Source organism: Kocuria turfanensis, assembly GCF_001580365.1.
Lineage (GTDB): Bacteria > Actinomycetota > Actinomycetes > Actinomycetales > Micrococcaceae > Kocuria > Kocuria turfanensis.
In genome coordinates, this window is record NZ_CP014480.1 from 1593128 (window position 1) to 1610902 (window position 17775).

At 73.5% G+C, this 17775-nt stretch carries 11 protein-coding genes and 1 pseudogene; 8 read left to right on the forward strand and 4 right to left on the reverse strand.

Going from position 1 to position 17775, the window contains the following annotated elements:
• Positions 1–5: 5 nt before the first annotated feature.
• Positions 6–848, forward strand: a complete 843-nt coding sequence (locus AYX06_RS07325) for an SDR family oxidoreductase (RefSeq protein ID WP_062736938.1) — start codon at positions 6–8, stop codon at positions 846–848.
• Here AYX06_RS07325 and AYX06_RS07330 read toward each other — a convergent pair.
• A complete protein-coding gene (locus AYX06_RS07330; protein WP_062735211.1) occupies positions 806–2104 on the reverse strand; it encodes a cytochrome P450 in 1299 nt (432 codons plus the stop codon). The genes AYX06_RS07325 and AYX06_RS07330 overlap by 43 nt on opposite strands.
• 198 nt (positions 2105–2302) lie before the next feature.
• Between AYX06_RS07330 and AYX06_RS07335 the strand changes: the two genes are divergently transcribed.
• The 3 genes and pseudogenes from AYX06_RS07335 (at position 2303) to AYX06_RS20440 (ending at position 3031) form a co-directional block, all read left to right on the forward strand.
• Positions 2303–2536 (forward strand): hypothetical protein, encoded by a 234-nt coding sequence (locus AYX06_RS07335; protein WP_062735212.1) that lies wholly within the window; start codon positions 2303–2305, stop codon positions 2534–2536.
• A 201-nt stretch (positions 2537–2737) separates the two neighbouring features.
• Positions 2738–2830: pseudogene (locus AYX06_RS20435) on the forward strand (thiamine pyrophosphate-dependent enzyme); the annotation flags it as partial.
• Positions 2831–2839: 9 nt separating this feature from the next.
• On the forward strand, positions 2840–3031 hold the full coding sequence (locus tag AYX06_RS20440; protein WP_062735213.1) for a hypothetical protein: 192 nt from the start codon (positions 2840–2842) through the stop codon (positions 3029–3031).
• A gap of 283 nt (positions 3032–3314) precedes the next feature.
• Here AYX06_RS20440 and AYX06_RS07350 read toward each other — a convergent pair whose 3' ends face one another.
• On the reverse strand, positions 3315–4805 hold the full coding sequence (locus AYX06_RS07350) for an NCS1 family nucleobase:cation symporter-1 (RefSeq protein ID WP_062735214.1): 1491 nt from the start codon (positions 4803–4805) through the stop codon (positions 3315–3317).
• Positions 4806–5183: 378 nt separating this feature from the next.
• Here AYX06_RS07350 and AYX06_RS07355 point away from each other — a divergent pair, with 378 nt between their 5' ends.
• A complete protein-coding gene (locus tag AYX06_RS07355) occupies positions 5184–11798 on the forward strand; it encodes a DUF3320 domain-containing protein (protein WP_062735215.1) in 6615 nt (2204 codons plus the stop codon).
• 24 nt (positions 11799–11822) lie between these two features.
• On the opposite strand, the gene AYX06_RS07360 is transcribed toward AYX06_RS07355, so the two are convergent.
• Positions 11823–12308: a hypothetical protein gene (locus AYX06_RS07360; RefSeq protein WP_062735216.1), complete on the reverse strand. Its 486-nt coding sequence runs from the start codon at positions 12306–12308 to the stop codon at positions 11823–11825.
• A gap of 84 nt (positions 12309–12392) precedes the next feature.
• A complete protein-coding gene (locus tag AYX06_RS07365; RefSeq protein ID WP_062735217.1) occupies positions 12393–13382 on the reverse strand; it encodes a hypothetical protein in 990 nt (329 codons plus the stop codon).
• Positions 13383–13571: 189 nt separating this feature from the next.
• Here AYX06_RS07365 and AYX06_RS07370 point away from each other — a divergent pair, with 189 nt between their 5' ends.
• The 3 genes from AYX06_RS07370 to nhaA all read left to right on the forward strand — a co-directional run bounded on the left by AYX06_RS07370 (position 13572) and on the right by nhaA (position 17724).
• Positions 13572–14492 carry an ABC transporter ATP-binding protein gene (locus AYX06_RS07370; RefSeq protein WP_062735218.1) on the forward strand — a complete coding sequence of 307 codons (921 nt, stop codon included), beginning with the start codon at positions 13572–13574 and terminating at the stop codon, positions 14490–14492.
• Entirely contained in the window at positions 14489–16093 is a 1605-nt protein-coding gene (locus AYX06_RS20725) for an ABC transporter permease (RefSeq protein WP_062735219.1), read from the forward strand. Before AYX06_RS07370 ends, AYX06_RS20725 begins: the two co-directional genes overlap by 4 nt.
• A 221-nt stretch (positions 16094–16314) precedes the next feature.
• A complete protein-coding gene (gene nhaA / locus AYX06_RS07380) occupies positions 16315–17724 on the forward strand; it encodes a Na+/H+ antiporter NhaA (RefSeq protein WP_084271501.1) in 1410 nt (469 codons plus the stop codon).
• The last annotated feature ends 51 nt before the right edge of the window (positions 17725–17775 follow it).

Consider the following 17775-nt stretch of genomic DNA (forward strand, 5'->3'; position numbering starts at 1 on the left):
CCGGCATGAGCGTGGTGATCGCGGGATGCGGAGACCTGGGCACGGAGATCGGGCTGCGGCTGGCCGAGCAGGGGCACGAGGTGCTGGGCCTGCGCCGCCGGGCGGAGCTGGTGCCCCCGCCCCTGGTGGGGGTGCCCGTGGACCTGAGCGCGGAGGTGCCCGAGCTGCCGGGCGACGTGGAGCTGCTGGTCGTGGCCACGGCCGCGGACGGGCGCACCCCGGAGGCCTACCGGGCCGCCTACCTCGACGGGCTGCGCCACCTGTTCGACGGGCTGCGCGCCGCGGGGGCGCTGCCCCGCCGCGCGCTGCTGGTCTCCTCGACCGCCGTGTGCGGGGACGCCGACGGCGCCGAGGTGACCGAGGACGATCCCCCGGCGCCCGCGACCCCCACCGCGCAGATCCTGCTGGAGGCCGAGGAGCTGTTCCACGAGCAGTTCCCGCACGGCACGGTCCTGCGGCTGTCGGGGATCTACGGGCCGGGCCGGACCCGGCTGATCGACAAGGTGCGCTCCGGGGACACGGCGGCCGGGGCCGCGTGGACCAACCGGATCCACCGCGACGACGCCGCCGCGGCCGCCGTGCACCTGCTGACCATGGAGGCCCAGCCGCTGACGCTGTACCTGGGCACGGACGACGAGCCCGTGCCCGAGCGGGAGGTCCTGGAGTTCCTGGCCCAGGAGCTCGGTGCCCCGCTGCCCGAGGACGTGCCGGAGGCCGACGCGCCGCGGCGGGGCTCGAAGCGGCTGTCCAACGCCCGGCTGCGGGCGTCCGGGGTGCAGCTGCGCTACCCCACCTACCGGGAGGGCTACCGGGCGGTGCTCGCCGGGGAGGGTTCGCGCCATCCCTGACCGGCGCCCACCCGCAGCACCACGTCCCGCACCTCGTAGGCGGCGATGAGCTCCACCCAGGAGACCCGGGGCGGGTGCGCGAACTCCAGCGGCAGCCGCAGCAGCCGCTGCAGGAAGATGTCGGTCTCCTGGATCGCGATGAACCCGCCCGGGCAGCGGTGGGCGCCGTCGCCGAAGGACATCACCTCGGGGCGCACGCCCTTCGGCCGGGGTCGCTCCGGGCACAGCCGCCGGGCGTCCTCCCCCAGCTCCTGCGGGTCCGCGTTGGCCTGCCGGACGTAGAGGTCCAGCAGCGCCCCCGCCGGCACCTCGTGGCGCTCCTCGCCGTCCTCCAGGACCAGGTCCTGGGTGGTACGGCGGTAGAGGTGGCCCACCACCGGCTCCAGGCGCAGGATCTCGTGCAGGATCCCGTGCCGGGCCGGTTCCTCGGCGGCGAGGTACTCCGCGCGGAGCGCGTCGTCCTCCAGCAGGTGCCAGGCCGCCACCGCGATGAACTCCCGGGTGGTGGCCATGCCCGCGGCGGCGTAGGTGAGGCACTCCACGAGGATCTCCCGGTCCGTGTACCCCTGCTGGAGCAGGTGCGAGATCACGTCCTCCCGCGGCTGCCTCCGCCGCGCCCGGACGGCCGGGCGCACGTCCCGGAACCGGAAGGCGCTCATCGCCCACAGCGGCCGCACGGAGCCGACGACGGCGCCCAGCCGCCCCGGGAGCCGGCGCTGCGGGGCACCGGAGGAGCCGGTGACGGGGCCGCTGAAGAAGCGCTCCAGGCGCCGGGACATCCCGTCGACGTCCGAGTTCGTCAGCCCCACCACCTGGGCGGCGACCTCCACCGAGTAGCGCAGCGTGACGGCGGAGAGCTCCGCCCCGCCGTCCTGCCGGATCCGTTCGACGAGCTCGTCGGCCCGCTCCTCCATCAGGTCCCGGTAGCGGCGGCGCACGGTGGCCGGGGTGAAGAACCTGGCGGTGGCGCTGCGCTGGCGCCGGTGCTCCGGGCCGTCCGCGTAGAGCACGGGCGGGTGGTCGCCGGTCAGGCCCTGCCGGGCGGTCTCGGCGCTGAACCCGGCCTGCACCGTGGCGTCGGCCTCCCGCAGCACCTGGCGCACCAGCGGCAGGGCACGGACGTGCCAGACGCCGTCGCGCACCTCCACCCGGGGCGTGGTCCGCTCCCCGGGCGGTGCGGTCCGGCGCCGGTCACCGTGCGGATCGCCGTGCGGATCTCCGTGCGGGACGGGGCAGCGGGCGTCGTGGTCGCTCATGGAGCCATGCTACCGGCGGGTGTGACGCCGCACACGGAAACAGCGGCCCGTCACATCCTGCGACCGAAGAGCCGGTCCGGGACGCCCTCCCTAGACTGGAGTGACCTGTCCCACACGCGACGTGCCGTCGAGGAGAGCACGGCCCACGCGCTCCGGACGCGCCGCGCCCAACCGCCCGGACCGGCCCAGGAGACGACCATGGCGACCTGTGACACCTGCGGCAACGACTACGACAAGGCCTTCACCGTCACCCAGGGCGAGCGCACCGGCACGTTCGACAGCTTCGAGTGCGCCGTCCACGCGATGGCCCCGGCCTGCGCCCACTGCGGCTGCCGCATCCTGGGCCACGGGGTCGAGGCCGGCGGCACGGTGTACTGCTGCGCGCACTGTGCGGAGCACTCCGGCGTCACGGGTCTCTCCGACCGGGTCTAGCGGGCCGGGGCCGCGCAGCACGCCCTCACCGGGTCCTCGCGGACCGCGCCACGGGCCTCGGCCGGGGACGCGGCGGGCACAGGCACCTGTTCGACCCCGCCGTCCACTTCTCCTGCTCCGGCGTCATCGCCGAGGGCTACTCCCCCGGCGCTCGGTGCCGCGTTCGCGTTCCGGCACCGCGGGACCGACGCGGTCGCCGTCGCGGTCGCCGTCGCGGTCACCGGCGCGGTCACCGGCGAAGGGGCCGCCAACCAGGGCGCGTTCCACGAGTCCCTCAACCTCGCCGCGCCGTGAAGGCTGCCGGTGGTCTTCGTGGTCGAGGACAACGAGTGGGGCATCCCCGTGGCCCGGATCGCCGCGGAGGCTACCGGGACGGTGGAGGCGGCCGTCGCGTTCGCCAAGGAGAGCCCGACCCCCGATACCGCCGATGTGCTGCAGCACGTCTGCGCCGAGGAGGACCGGATCGAGGCCGCGGTGCGGACGGTGCTGGGATGACCGACGTGCTCTTCCCGTCGCTGCACGAGAGCGACCCGGAGACCGAGGGCGTGCTCGCCACCTGGTTCGTCGCCGACGGCGACACCGTCGCGGCGGGGCAGCTGCTCGGCGAGGTGCAGGTGGACAGGTCGACGCAGAGGTCACCGCCCCGGCCGCCGGCACGATCGAGCTGCTGGTCGCCGAGGACGAGGCCGTCCGGCAGGGAGCCCCCGTCGCGCGGATCACCTGAGCACCGGGACGCGGCGGGCGGCTTCACGCGGAGCCACCCGCCCGGGAGGGCGCCTCAGATGTCGTCGTGAGAGGCGCGGACGACGACTTTGTGCATGGCCAGCCAGTGGAGCAGTCCGCCGAGGGCGGCGCCGGAGAGCCAGGCGAAGCCGCTGTACTGGGCCAACTGCGGCAGCCACACGGTGAGGACCGAGAACACGGCGGCGACGGCGAAGGCCACCACGGCGCGACGGTTCCAGCCACGGGTGAACCAGTAGCAGCCGCCGGGATCGGCCGAGTACAGGTCCTGCAGATTCAAGCGCTGCTTACGGACCAGGTAGTAGTCGGCGATGATGATGCCGTAGAGCGGGGCGAGGACGGCGCCGAGAGTGTCGACGAACTTGGGCAGACCGATGGTGGAGATCACGGCCACCCACAGGGCGCCGATGACGAACCCCGTGATCGCGGTGATCACCCCGGCGCGGCGGAAGGAGATTCTGGCCGGATCGATGTTCGACAGGGAGTAGGACGGCGGGATGAAGTTCGCGACGACGTTGATGCCGAGGGTGGCCACGAGGAAGGTGACCGCGGCCAGAACCGTCAGCGGCACGTTGTCGACCGCGGCGACGATGTCGGTGGGGTTGGTCAACGGCTCCCCCCGGCCGTCCTGGTAGAGCAGGTACGCACCGGCCGTGATGAAGACGGACAGGAACGTGAACAGCGCGAGGCTCAGCGGCAGGCCGGTGAAGTTCCCGAAGCGCATGGCGCGCTCGGTGCGGACGTTGCGGGCGAAGTCGCCGAAATTGATCACCACGGCCGCGAAGTAGGCGATCATCGTGCCCGTCACGCCCGCGAAGGCGGACACGGCGGCCCACCCGGTGACCTCCGAGCGGGAGAAGACCGTGGCGACGGCGCCCGGCAGCTCCGAGCCCAGCTGCGCCCAGATCGCCACGAGCAGGGCGATCATCACCAGGTAGACCGCCGGGCCTGCGATGTTGAGGAAATTGGCGATCCGCTCGATGCCGCCCAGGAACAGCGCGATCTGCAGGCCCGAGGCGACGACGTAGGAGATCCACGAGATCGCGTCCATGCCCAGGAACTGCGGGCCGCCGGGATTGCCGAGAACAGCGTTCAGGGCGAGCGCGATCGCCGTCGAGGCGAAGTACGTCTGCGCCCCGTACCAGAAGATGGCGACGACCGCGCGGACGATGGCCGGGAACTGGGCCCCACGCACTCCCATCGAGGCGCGGGCGAGCACGGGATAGGGGAAGCCGTACTTCACGCTGGGCCGGCCGCTGAGATCCACGAGGGTCTTCACGATGAAGCCAGCCAGGAGGATCGCGGCGAACACGAACCATCCGTTGATGCCGGCCGTGATGAACAAGCTCGCGGCCAAGGTGTAGCCGGCAAGGCTCTGGATGTCGTTGGACCAGACGTTGAAGATGGCGAACCAGCCCCACGTGCGGCGAGAGGCCGGCAACGGTGCCAGGTCCTCGTTGTACAGGGACGGGTCGGCCGTGTGGACGGCGAGAGCGGCATCCGAGAGGTCGTTGTTCCGGACAGTCATGGCTGCGTCACTTCCCCACACCGGGATTCGGCATAACTTTCGTATCACGGAAGAATCCTTCCGCCTCCAACGGTATGGTGCGCGTCACACCCCGTCAACGACGTACGGAACATTTCGGCAGCTCGTCCCGTGGCGACGCCTGACAGCCCCTTGGCAACGACATGCCGAGGGCGAGTGCGCCAGCGCCTGCATCGCGGGCCCCGGGGCCGACATGGGCGCGTTCCCCGGCACGGTTTTGATTACGCTCCGCCGACGGCTTCACCGGCGGCTGTGGGCCGACTCGCCCACAGGCCCAACGGCAGAGGCCGGGACGGCATCGACCGCCCCTCATACACTTGCAACGATCTGCTTTTGCACACGCCCCCGAGGAGCCGGACCGTGCCCGAAACCCTTCCGTCCGAAGCGATCCAGCGCGCCGCTCTGGCCATGGCCCGCACCCTCGGCCCCTGGGTCGGGAGCCACGCCCCCGAGCCGGGCGACCCCCAGTCATGGGTGGCGCAGGCACAGCGGGAGGACAGGCTCAACGGCCGGCCGGCTCGCAGGTACAGCCTGCACGACCCGCGCTTCCTGCTTCGCCTGCTGATCCAGGAGTGGCGGCAGTTCGACCACCAGGTCACCCCGCTGCACAGCAGCTACGCCCGGGAGCTGACGCACTGCCTGAACGTGTGCGCCCACGAGCCGCTGACTCTCACGGCGGCGGACGCCGAGCGGGCCGTCGACACCATGCGCCTGCTGCTGGAGAGCCTCGGCCTGGCCGAGTCGGGGGCACCGGCACGGCCGGCAGCCGTCGAGGCCGCCGACGAGCCCGAGGAGGCGGCCGAAGCCCCGGGCCCCCGGGCACCGTGGCCTCCTGCCGTGAACGTCCCGGAGCCCGTGGACGAGTCGGGGGCCGCGCACGAGGGGGTCCCCGCGGACCGGGACGACCTGCCGCCGGGCACCCGCGCGGCGACCGTGGCCGCCGGCCCGCTCACCGTCACGGTCCTGTTCCGGGAGGCGGTGAACTACGCGCTGGTCAACAACGGGGTCAGCCCGCTGCTGGAGATCCGCGTCCGCAACAGCGACCCGGCGGTGCCGCACGCGCTCGAGCAGCTGGTCCTCGTGCTCGACGACGCCGACGCCGAGGCGTCGATGGGCACTCCGCGCCGCTTCGACCGTCTGCTGGTCGCTCCGGCCGACGAGGTCCTGCTCGACGGCGCGGACCTCGCCTGGCCCCTGAGCCACACGGCCTTCGCGGCTCTCGACGAAGCCCGCACGGTCTCGCTGCGCATCAACGCGACCGTGGACGGCGAGGTGGCCACCGGGACCACGAGCGTGCGGCTGCTGGCGCGGGACGAGTGGTACGCCCGCTCGATCCCGGAGCTGCTCGCGGCGTTCATCACACCCAACGCGCCGGCGGTCCGGCAGATCCTCGACGGGGCCTCCGACCTGCTCGCAGAGCGCACCGGCAGCCCGTCCCTGGACGGGTACCAGAGCGGCCCCGAACGTGCGGTGGAGATCGGCCGGGCCCTCTACGACGCCCTGGCCGCCTTCGAGATCCGCTACATCGAGCCCCCGGCCTCCTTCGAGGCCACCGGGCAGAAGGTCCGGCCCGTGGAGCAGGTGCTCTCCGAGCGGTGGGGCACGTGCCTGGACCTCACGGTCGCCTACGCCGCTGCGCTGGAGCAGGCGGGTCTGCACCCGGTCGTCGTGCGCGTTCCCGGACATGCTTTCGCCGGGTTCCTCACGGCCGAGGCGCAGCTGCCGGAGCTCGCGCTCGCCGACCGCGGTGTCCTCCAGAACTTCGTCCGCGGCGGCCTGCTGCTGCCCGTGGAGACCACGGCGCTGGTGGCCGGCCAGGACATCGGTTTCGACGACGCCCGCCAGGCGACCGCCCGGCACTGGGGTCCCGACGGGGAGGTGCTGCACGTGCTCGACGTCGCGGCGGCCCACCGCCGCATCCGGCCGCTGCCGCGGGTGCGGGTCGAGGGCGGCACCGTCGTCGTCGAGGTCGAGAAGACGCCCGAGGCTCCCCTGCCGGGGCACGGCTCCGGGCGCCGGGCGGCCGGCGCGACCGGCGCGGCCGTGGATCGCACCGCCCACCCGGCCAGGGTGGCCCGGTGGCGCTCCGCGCTGCTGGACCTGAGCCTGCGCAACCCGCTGCTGAAGCTGAAGAGGACCGGCTCCGTGTCCCTCAGCGTCCCCGAACGGGCGCTCCCCGACTTCGAGGACCAGCTCGCCAGCGGCGAGAGACTGCGGCTTCGTCCCGCGGACGACCTGTCCGAGATCCACGTCGCCCAGGGCCGGCACTCCGCCGCCCAGTTGCCGGAGGAGGTCCTCCAGGAGGTGCTGCGCACCGAACGGGCGGTGCACACCGACCACACGGTCGCCCGGCACGAGCGGACCCTGGACGGTCTGCGGCGCAAGGCCAAGGTCGTGATCGAGGAGACCGGTGCGAACAACCTCTTCGTGACCATCGGCGCCCTGTCCTGGAAGGACCGGGCGGGCAAGGAGGGCCTCGCCCCGCTGTTCCTGCTGCCCGTCACGCTCACCGGCCGGAAGAACCAGACGTTCCACGTTCAGGTCGAGGACGGCGCCGAGGCCCGGCCCAACTACTGCCTCGTCGAGAAGCTCAAGCAGGACTACGGGCTGGAGATCCCCGTGCTGTCCGAACCTCCGGCCGACGAGAACGGCATGGATGTCGCCCAGGTCTTCGAGGAGCTCCGGCGGTCCCTGGCCCTGAGCGGTCTGCCGTTCACCGTGGAGCCGGACGTCCGGCTGGCGATGCTGCAGTTCTCGACGCTCGAGATGTGGCGGGATCTGTCGGAGAACTGGGAGTCCTTCCTGGAGAACCCCCTGGTCGGGCACCTGGTGCGGACCCCCACGGCACCGTTCGACGACCCGGTCGAGGCCCCGGAGACCGACGAGCTGGACGAGTCGCGCCGGTATCTGCCCGTCCCCACCGACGGCTCACAGCTGAGAGCGGTCACCTGGGCCACGGCCGGACGAACCTTCGTGCTCGAGGGCCCTCCCGGCACCGGCAAGTCCCAGACGATCACCAACATGATCGCGGACAGCCTCGCCGCCGGGCGCAAGGTGCTGTTCGTCGCGGAGAAGCAGGCCGCGCTGCAGGTCGTGCGGGAGCGGCTCGAGAAGGTCGGCCTCGGTCCCCTGACCCTCGAGCTGCACGGGAGGCAGCAGAGCATCAAGAGCGTCCGGAGTCAGCTCGTGGACTCGTGGGACGCCCGGGTCCGCCGTCCTGCGTCGGCGTTCGGCGTCCTCCGGGACCAGCACGCCGCCGCTGTCGCGGACCTCGCCCGCTACCCGCACGCCCTCCACCGCCCGACGCGCGGTCGCAGCGTCTGGGAGGCCCACCAGAACGTCCTGGCCCTCACCGGCTCGTCGGCGGAACCCGCCGCGGAGGACGGCATCGTCGTCCCCGGCACGCTCGTGGCCGAGCCGGAGCGCGCCGAGACGGTGTTCCGCACCGCGAGCGCCCTGGAACAGCTGCTGCCGGACCTCGGCCACGCCCCCGACGACGACGAGTGGTCGCTGGCGGGCCCGGAGGCACCCTCGGCCGAAGAGCCCGGTGGCCCGGTCCTGCAGCCGGTCCGGACGCTCCTCGCCGCACTCGACGGCCTCGACGAGCGCGTGACCGCGCTGCTGCGCACGACCGACGACGTCGCGCGCTGGCGGACGCTGGCCGCCTGGCTGCCGTTCCTCGACCAGGGCCGCGCCATGCCGCCCGCGCACTACCGCGAGATCATCACCGTGACGTGGCACCAGGAGATGCGACAGGCCCTCGACGACATCCGGCAGGTGCTCGACCAGCACGGACCGCTCCTGCAGTCACTGCACCCGGCCGCCTTCGCCGCTGACCTCACCCCCCACCGCCAGGCCCTGGCCGAGGCCCAGGGCAAGCTCTTCGGGAAGAAGAAGGCCGTGCAGTCCGTGGTCGACGGCCTGCGGCCCCTCGTGGTGTCGGCCGACACGAGCGCCCTCCACGATCCTTCGGGATTCCTCGACGCCCTCCACGCCGTCCAGTGGGCCGAGCAGGACCTGGGCGCACGCGTGCGGGCGCTGCTGCCCTCCGGGCTCCGCTGGTCCCTGACCGACCCGGACCCGCTCACGGTCCCCGGCTCGGTCCTGGCCTTCGCCGAGGCCCTGGAACCGGTCCTCGCCGCGTTCCCGGGCCAGGACGGGGCCCTGGGCGCCCTGTTCACCGGGGCGGCCGGACCCACCGCGGGACGAGGCTCCTCCCGGACCGAGCTGGCGCCGGGCACTGCCTCCTTCGTCGAGGCCTGGACGGCGGCGCTCGACTTCCTGGGCGCCACGGACGCCTCCGTGCGACGGTGGCAGGAGGACAGCCCCGTCCCCGACCGGCTCGCCGAGACGGCGGCCGTCTGGCAGGACCAGGTGGACCGGCAGCGCGACCGACGACTGCGCAGCTACCGCGCGGTGGACGCCCAGCTCCGGGAGATCGAGGATGCGGGCTTCGGTCGGCTCGCCGGGGATCTGCGGGCCGGCACGGTCCCGGTCAGCGGCCTGGCCGAGCGGCTCCAGCGCGCGGTGGCGTACGAGGTGCGGGCGGACACGCTCGAGGAGGCGAACCTGACCTCCTTCGACGCCGCGGTGCGCGACCGCCAGGTGGAGAGCTACCTCGAGCTCTCCGCGCAGGTGCGCCGGAGGATGCGGGCGGACCTGCCGGCCCAGGTGCTCGCCGCGACCGGCATCAACCGGGAGAAGCTGACGAAGCAGCAGGTGGAGTTCAACCGGCTCATCCACCAGAAGCGCGGCGGATCCATCCGGGAGATCATGGAGAAGACCGGCTCCGTCCTCCTGGACCTGACCCCGTGCCTGCTCATGAGCCCGCACTCGGTCTCCAAGTACCTGCCCGTCGGATCGGTGGACTTCGACGTCGTGGTCTTCGACGAGGCCTCCCAGATCCGGGTGGCCGACGCCATCGGGGCCATGGGCCGGTCGAAGGCGGTCGTCGTGGTGGGTGACTCCCAGCAGATGCCGCCCAGCTCGATGTTCGCCGCCGCCGCCGGCGAGGACGAGCTGGACGGCGCCGAGGAGGACGGGCTGACCGTCGCGGACCAGGACTCCATCCTCACCGAGGCCGTCGACTCCAACGTGCAGAGCCTCGGCCTCACCTGGCACTACCGCAGCCAGGACGAGTCCCTCATCGCCTTCTCCAACCGCCGGTACTACCGCGGAGAGCTCTCCAGCTTCCCCGCCCCGCCCGAGCCCCGCCCGGGTCTCGGCGTCCGCTGGGAGCGCGTGGACGGCGAGTTCGACGGCGGCGCCGGCGGGACCCGCACCAACGAGGTCGAGGCGCAACGGATCGTGGACGAGGTCATCGGGCTGCTGCGCGAGGACCCGGAGGCGTCGATCGGCGTGGTCACCTTCAACACCCAGCAGCGGGACCTCGTCCTCGACAAGCTCGAGCAGTCCACGGTGCGCGCCGTGCAGGCCGCGCTGGTGCGTGCCGAGGACCCGCTCTTCGTGAAGAACCTCGAGAACGTGCAGGGCGACGAGCGCGACGTCATCCTCTTCTCCCTGGCCTTCTCGCGGAACCGGGAGAGCGGGACGCTCCGCCTGAACTTCGGTCCGCTCACCACCGCCGGCGGACAACGGCGGCTCAACGTGGCGATCACTCGCGCCCGCCGGGCCATCACGATCTTCAGTTCCTTCGGCCCCGAGGACATCGACCTGGCCCGCACCTCGTCCGAGGGCCTGCGGCACCTGCGGGAGTACCTGGTGTTCGCGCGCGAACAGGGGCACGACGACGCCCACGTGCCCACGGGCGAGTCCTGGGACCTGCACCGGCAGGACGTCGCCGCCGCGCTGCGCTCCGCCGGGCTGGAGGTGGCGGAGGACATCGGCATGTCGAACTTCCGCGTCGACCTGGCCGCCCGGACGTCCCCGGAGCACGCGTGGGTCGGCATCCTGCTCGACGGGCCCGCCTGGGCCCGGCGGTCGATCGTCTCCGACCGGGACGCCCTCCCGACCCAGGTGCTGACCGGCGCCATGGGATGGCGATATCTCGAACGGGTGTGGCTGCCCGCCTGGATCCGCTCCCGGGGCACCGTGGTGCAGGAGATCTCGGACACCGCGCAACGAGCGACCAAGGCGTCGGAAGAGCCCCCCGTGGAGGACGGCGTCGTCGACGGGCTGGACACCGCGGCTCCGTCGACCGGGTCGGGCTCCTCCGCCGACCCCGAGCTCGAGCGCGACCAGGAGCTCGTTCCCGTCGGCGCACCGCCCACCGCGCCGGGACCCGACGAGGAGCACGTCCTCGTCGCCGGCCACGGGGGAACGACCACGGTACGTCCGCAGGCACCTGTCGGCCCGGCCGACGCCGCCGCTGTCATCGACGACCGAGGTGACGACCGGGGTGACGACCTCGACCCCGTCAACCCGGGCCCGTCCACGGGCACAGGACCGACGGACGACCTCTACCAGCCTGCTCCGCACCGCGTCGCCGGCGAACGGGCCGTGCTCGACGCCCTCACCGCTCCGGGCAACAAGCGACTGGTCCGAGGCCACCTCGAGGAGATCGTCGCGGCCGAGGGACCGGTCGAGGCCCAGCGCCTGGCGCGCCTGCTCGCCAACCGGTTCGGCCTGCAGCGGGTCCAGGCCCAGCGGCAGGAGGCCATCCTGGGCTGCCTGCCGACGGCGCGGCGGAGCAGGAGCGTCCTCGGCACCTTCTACTGGCCCGAGGACACGGCCCCGGAGGAGTACACGGGCTACCGCCGCACCCCGGCCGATGGGGAGAAGCGGCGCGTCACCGAGATCGCCCCGCAGGAGATCGGCAACGCGGTGCTCGACGTGCTGGGCTCCGAAGGCCCGTCCCCGGCGCCCGACGTGATGCAGTTCCTCAACGACGTCTTCGGCTTCAACCGGACCGGCCGCGAGATCCGCGAGCGCTACCAGCAGGTGCTCGACCTGCTGGAACGGGACGGCAGGCTCGTGCGGCAGGACGAGGTGCTCGCCGTGTCCGCGGCGGGATAGACGCTTCCCGCCGCGGACACCGCCTCAGATCCGGTCGGCCCGGTCGTTCTCCACCTGGGCCAGACCCGGCAGGATCAGGGAGGAGGCCGGTCCGGCGAGCACCACCAGCAGCACCCGCAGCTCCGCCTCGGCGCGGTAGGCCCCCACGATGCGGTGGTTCGAGTCCAGGACCACGAGGTTGTCGTCCGCCCGGTAGACGGGCAGGGTCAGCACCACGGGCTCGTCGTTGTCCGCGAGCTCCTCGCGGATCCCGTCGAGCTTCGCCTGCCGGTCCTCCGGCCAGCTGGTCCCGGCCGCCTGCGCGATGGTCAGCGGCCGGTGCTGGGGGTGCGACCACTCGCCGGGGTTGCCCTCGGGGTCCACGTGCCACACCGTGTAGAGCGTGCCGATGTCCTCCCGGGACGAGAGCACCAGGTCCTCGACCCGCGCGTTGTCGTCGTCGAGCGCGTCCCAGTCGAGCCAGGTGCGGATGCTGTCCCCGAAGAGGGTCTTGAAGTCCGAAACGTCCATGCCGCCATCTCAGCAGACTTACGGTCCTGTCGCCACAGGCCGCGGCGTTCCGGGGACGGTCCCGTCGGGCGTGCGCGGGAGGCGTCAGGAGCCGTCGGCGCTGCGGCCGTTGCGCGGCACGTGCTCGGTCCGGACGTTGAACGCCGAGGCCGAGCGGTCGCCGGGCTCGAGCGGGAAGACCATGTGCCCCTCGGTCCAGTGGTGCCGGGCGTAGTCGTGCAGCCGCTCCGCGAAGGGCCCCTCCCGCCACTCCAGGTAGGGCATGTCCTGGCTCGCGTCGAGGAGGTAGTAGCTGGTGAAGGCCCGCACGACCTCCGGCCTGGCCGGGACCTGCTCCGGGGCCGCGCCGGCCTCCGCCGCGGGGCCCTCCGCCGGGGCGGACTCCCCGAGGACCAGGAACAGCGGCGCCCCCGGCAGGCCGTCGTGGACCCGCACCGCCAGTCGCTCGGCGACCACGGGGTCGGTCTCCCCCAGCGCCCGGAGCTGGTGGACCAGGGTGTCGAAGCTGCGGCGCAGGTCCATCGGCGAGAGCCCGTAGTGGTGGCGGATCTCCCGCAGCCGGGCCGCGAGCGCCGGCGACCGGGGGTCCAGGACCAGCAGCCGCACCCGGACCCCGGCGCGGAGCGCACGGTGGATGGCGTCGAGATCACCGGCCAGGGTCAGCGGGAAGGTGTCCATCCACCACAGCTCCTGGCCGGGGCGCACGCTCCGGAGCACGTCGACGACGTCGAGCTCCTCGCGGACCCCCACGAGGCCCAGCTGGTCGCCGCGGGGCACGGCCGGCTCGGCAGCCGGACGGGCCGGTGCCTCGGCGGGCACGGCGGTGGACCGGCGCGCCGGCGCGGCGACGAGCAGCAGACCCACCCCGCCCACGGTGAGCAGCACGACGCCGGCGTCCCGCAGGACCCCGGACCACGTCGGCCCGCCGAGCGAGGCGGCCAGGACGAGCGCCGCGCCGAGCACGACCAGCGCCACCGGCACCGCGACGGCGGACCGTTCCCGGGCCACCGGCTCGGTGGATCGACGGGGCTCGGCCGTGGCCCGGTTCTGGGCGGCGCCTCGGATCTCCAGCACGGGGTTCCCCTTCCTCGAGCGGATCTGCTGACAGGTTCGCACGCGTCCTGACCAGCGCGTTAGCCTCACCGCCTCCCGGGACGTTTGTGACAGCCGGCGGCCCGGGCGGCACGCCCCTTGTCCGCCGCCCGGCCCGTGCCTAGCGTGGGAGCGAGCCCGTCGCCGGCACCGAATCCGTCAGGAGACCCCATGGACACCCCGGTCATCGAGGCCCGCGGGCTCGTCAAGACCTTCGGCAGCACCACGGCCCTGGACGGCTTCGACCTGACCGTGGACGCGGGGCAGGTCGCCGGCTTCCTGGGACCCAACGGCTCCGGCAAGTCCACCGCGATCCGGGTGCTGCTGGGGCTGCTCCGGGCGGACGCCGGGACGGCGCGGGTGCTGGGCCAGGACGCCTGGGCCGACGCCGTGCAGATCCACCGCCGCACCGCCTACGTCCCCGGGGACACGAGCCTGTGGCCGAGCCTCACCGGCGGCGAGATCATCGACCTGCTCACCGGCATCCGCGGCGGCCGTCGACGCCGGCGCCGCCGCGACGAGCTGATCGAGCGCTTCGAGCTCGACCCCACGAAGAGGGCCCGCAGCTACTCCAAGGGCAACCGGCAGAAGGTGGCGCTCGTGGCGGCCCTGAGCGCCGAGGCGGAGCTCTACGTCCTGGACGAGCCGACCTCCGGGCTGGACCCGCTGATGGAGGCCGTGTTCACGGACGAGGTCCGCCGGCTCAGCGAGCAGGGCAGCACGGTGCTGCTCTCCAGCCACATCCTGGCCGAGGTGGAGAAGCTCTGCGACACCGTGACGATCATCCGGGCGGGCCGGGACGTGCAGAGCGGGACGCTGGCCCGGCTGCGCCATCTGACCCGCTCCTCCGTCACCGCGACCACGGCCGCGGACCCCGCCGGGCTGGCGGCGGTGGCCGGGGTGCACCACCTCGTGCACGAGGACGGCCGGCTGTCCTTCGACGTCGACGACGCGCGGGTCGGCGAGGCCCTCCGGGCACTGGCCGACCTGGGCGTGCAGAACCTCACCGTGGCCCCGCCCTCTCTGGAGGAGCTGTTCCTGCGGCACTACGGGGACCGGCTCGACGAGCACGGGGCGGGGGCGCCGCGATGAGGACCGCCGAGCCGTGGGCGGCCACCGGCCGGCTGCTCCGACTGAACCTGCGGCTGGACCGGGTGCGGACCCTCGTGTGGGTGCTGGCTCTGGCCGGGACCGTCTGGGGGACCGTGCTCACGCTGGAGACGACCTTCCCGGACGACCAGGCCCGTCAGGCCAGAGCGGCGCTGCTGGAGAGCCCCGCGGCGATCATGATGACCGGCCCGGCCTTCGGCGCCGACGACTACACGCTGGGCGCCATGACGGTCAACGAGCTGAGCCTGTCGGTGCTCGTGGCGACCGCCGTGATGAGCATCCTGCTCGCGAGCCGGCACGTGCGCGCGGAGGAGGAGTCCGGGCGCCTGGAGACCGTCCGCGCCCTGCCCGTGGGCCGGTTCGCCCCGCCCGCGGCCGCCCTCGGGGCGGTCGCCGTGGCGGACGCGGCGGTCGGCGCCGCGGTCGTGCTGGCGCTGACCGCCGCGGGGCTCGGCGGCCCCGACGCCGTGGCCTGGGGGCTGGCGACGGCGCTGACCGGCCTGGTCTTCGGCGCGGTGGCCGCCGTGACCGCCCAGCTGACGGAGCACGCCCGGGCGGCGTCCGGCACGGCCCTGGCCGTGCTCGGGGCCGCCTTCCTGGTGCGCGGGACCGGGGACGTGATCGAGCCGACCGGCTCCTGGCTGTCCTGGTTCTCCCCGCTCGCCTGGGCGCAGCAGACCCGGATGTACGTGGACCTGCGCTGGTGGCCGCTGGCGCTGTCCGCGGCGCTGACCCTGGTCCTGCTCGCGGCGGCCGTCGTGCTCGCCCAGCACCGGGACCTGGGTGCCGGCCTGCGGGCGGCCCGGCCCGGTCCCGCGGCGGCCCGCGGCTCCCTGCTCTCGGTGACGGGGCTGGCCCACCGCCTGCTCCGCGGCGCGTTCCTCGGCTGGGCGGCCGGGCTGGTGCTGTTCGGCCTGGCCTTCGGCACCCTGGCCGACTCCCTGGAGGACAGCATCGCGGACATCCCGGCGATCACCGACATGCTCGTGGTGGACCTCGACGCCCTCACCGAGTCCTTCGCCGCGGCGATGCTGTCCTACCTGGCACTGGGCGTGGTCGCGTTCGTCGTCTCGGCCGTGCTCCGGCTGCGCGGCGAGGAGGAGGCCGGGCGCACCGGGCTGGTCCTCGCCGCCGGGGTGCCGCGGCTGCGCTGGTGGCTGGGCTGGCTGGCCGTCGTCGGGGTGCAGGCGCTCCTGGCGCTGCTGCTCTCGGGGGTCGCACTGGGTGCGGGGGTCACCGCGACCACCGGCGAGACCTCCTGGACCGGCGACCTGGCCCTCGGTGCGCTCGCCTACGCCCCGGCGGTCCTGGCCGTGGGCGGGCTCACGGCCGCCCTGGTGGGGGTCGCGCCCCGGGTCGCCGGGCTGAGCTGGGCCGTGGTCGCGTACGTGGTGTTCGTGGCCTGGTTCGGCATGCTCCTGGACCTGCCCGAGTGGGCGATGAACCTCTCCCCGGTGCAGCTGACGCCGCTGCTGCCCTCCGAGGACTGGGCGGCCGCTCCCCTGCTGGGGCTGACCACGGCCGGGCTCGCACTCGTGGCGGCCGCCGCCGCGGGCTTCCGGCGCCGGGACCTGATCGGCTGACTCGGGCGCGCTCGCCCGCGGCCCGCCGGTGCCGGGCGCGGGGAGACGGTCGGGAACGTGGCCCCCGCCCGGTCGCGCGGACGCCTCCGCGGCCGGGTCCGAGGGGCCGGCCGCCGGCCCCGGGTGGCGCACGCCACCGAGTTCCGTAGACTGAGCACCTGGTGAGCCGGGAAGTCTGGTCGGCATGAGCACATTCAGCGAGCCCAGACGAAGGAGCCACCATGTCCAGTCACGATCCCACGGTCCGCCCCGAGGACCACCCCGAGCACCGCGCGCAGAACCACGGCAACGACACGCTGCGCCGGGGCAGCTACCGGGAGGCACTGCGCGTCGGGGAGATCCTGCGCAAGGAGACCGTCGGCGGTCTGCTCCTCGTGGCGGCCGCCCTCGTCGCGATCGTCTGGGCGAACTCCCCGTTCGCGGACAGCTACTTCGCCCTGCGCGACCTCGAGGTCGGCTACGAGCCCTGGCACCTGAAGCTCAGCCTCGGCACGTGGGCGGCCGACGGCCTGCTGGCGATCTTCTTCTTCCTGGTGGGCCTGGAGCTCAAGCGCGAGTTCGTGGCCGGTGACCTGCGCGAGTTCCGCAAGTCCGTCGTGCCGATCACGGCGGCGATCGGCGGTGTCGTGGTGCCGGCCGCGATCTACGCCGCGATCAACCTCTCCGACCCCGAGACCTCCGGCGGCTGGGCCATTCCCACCGCCACCGACATCGCCTTCGCCGTGGCGGTGCTGGCCATCATCGGCTCGCACCTGCCCACCGCGCTGCGGCTGTTCCTGCTGACGCTCGCGGTGGTCGACGATCTGCTGGCCATCACCATCATCGCCGTCTTCTACTCGGAGGGCGTCTCGGTCCAGCCGCTGCTGCTGGCCCTGATCCCGTTCGCGCTGTACCTGTTCCTGGCGCAGAAGTACCGGCGGTTCTTCGGTCTCAAGGCCCCGGCCGCCTGGCTGATCCTGCTGCCCCTCGGCGTCGTCGTCTGGGCGCTCGTGCACGAGGCAGGCATCCACGCCACCGTGGCCGGCGTCCTGCTGGGCTTCGCCGTGCCGGTGATCCGCAGCCGGGCCAGCGGCGGTCCCTCGGCCGGGCCTGGCCTGGCCGAGGTCTTCGAGCACCGCTTCCGCCCGCTCTCCGCCGGGTTCGCCGTGCCGGTGTTCGCCTTCTTCTCCGCCGGCGTGGCCGTGGGCGGCTGGGAGGGCCTGACCTCCGCGCTCTCCGCGCCGGTGACGCTGGGCATCGTGGGCGGCCTGGTGCTGGGCAAGCCGATCGGCATCGTGGGCGCCACGTGGCTGGTCACCAAGCTCACGCGCGCCCGGCTCGACCCCGCCTTCCAGTGGATCGACCTCGTGGGCGTCGCCCTCCTGGCCGGCATCGGCTTCACCGTCTCCCTGCTGATCGCGGAGCTGAGCTTCGTCCCGGGCAGCCTGCCCGGCGACCAGGCCAAGGTGGCGATCCTCACCGCGTCCGTGCTGGCGGCCACGCTGGCCTCGGTGCTGCTGCGGGCGCGCAACAGGCGCTACCGCGAGATCGAGCGGCTGGAGTCGGTCGACGCCGACCACGACGGCATCCCCGACGTCTACGAGGAGGACGAGGTGCGGGAGGACGAGGTCCGGCCGGACGGCCGCCGCTGAGCCGCCGGGCCGCCGCGCCCGGCCTCCGCACGCGCAGACCCCCGCCCGGGA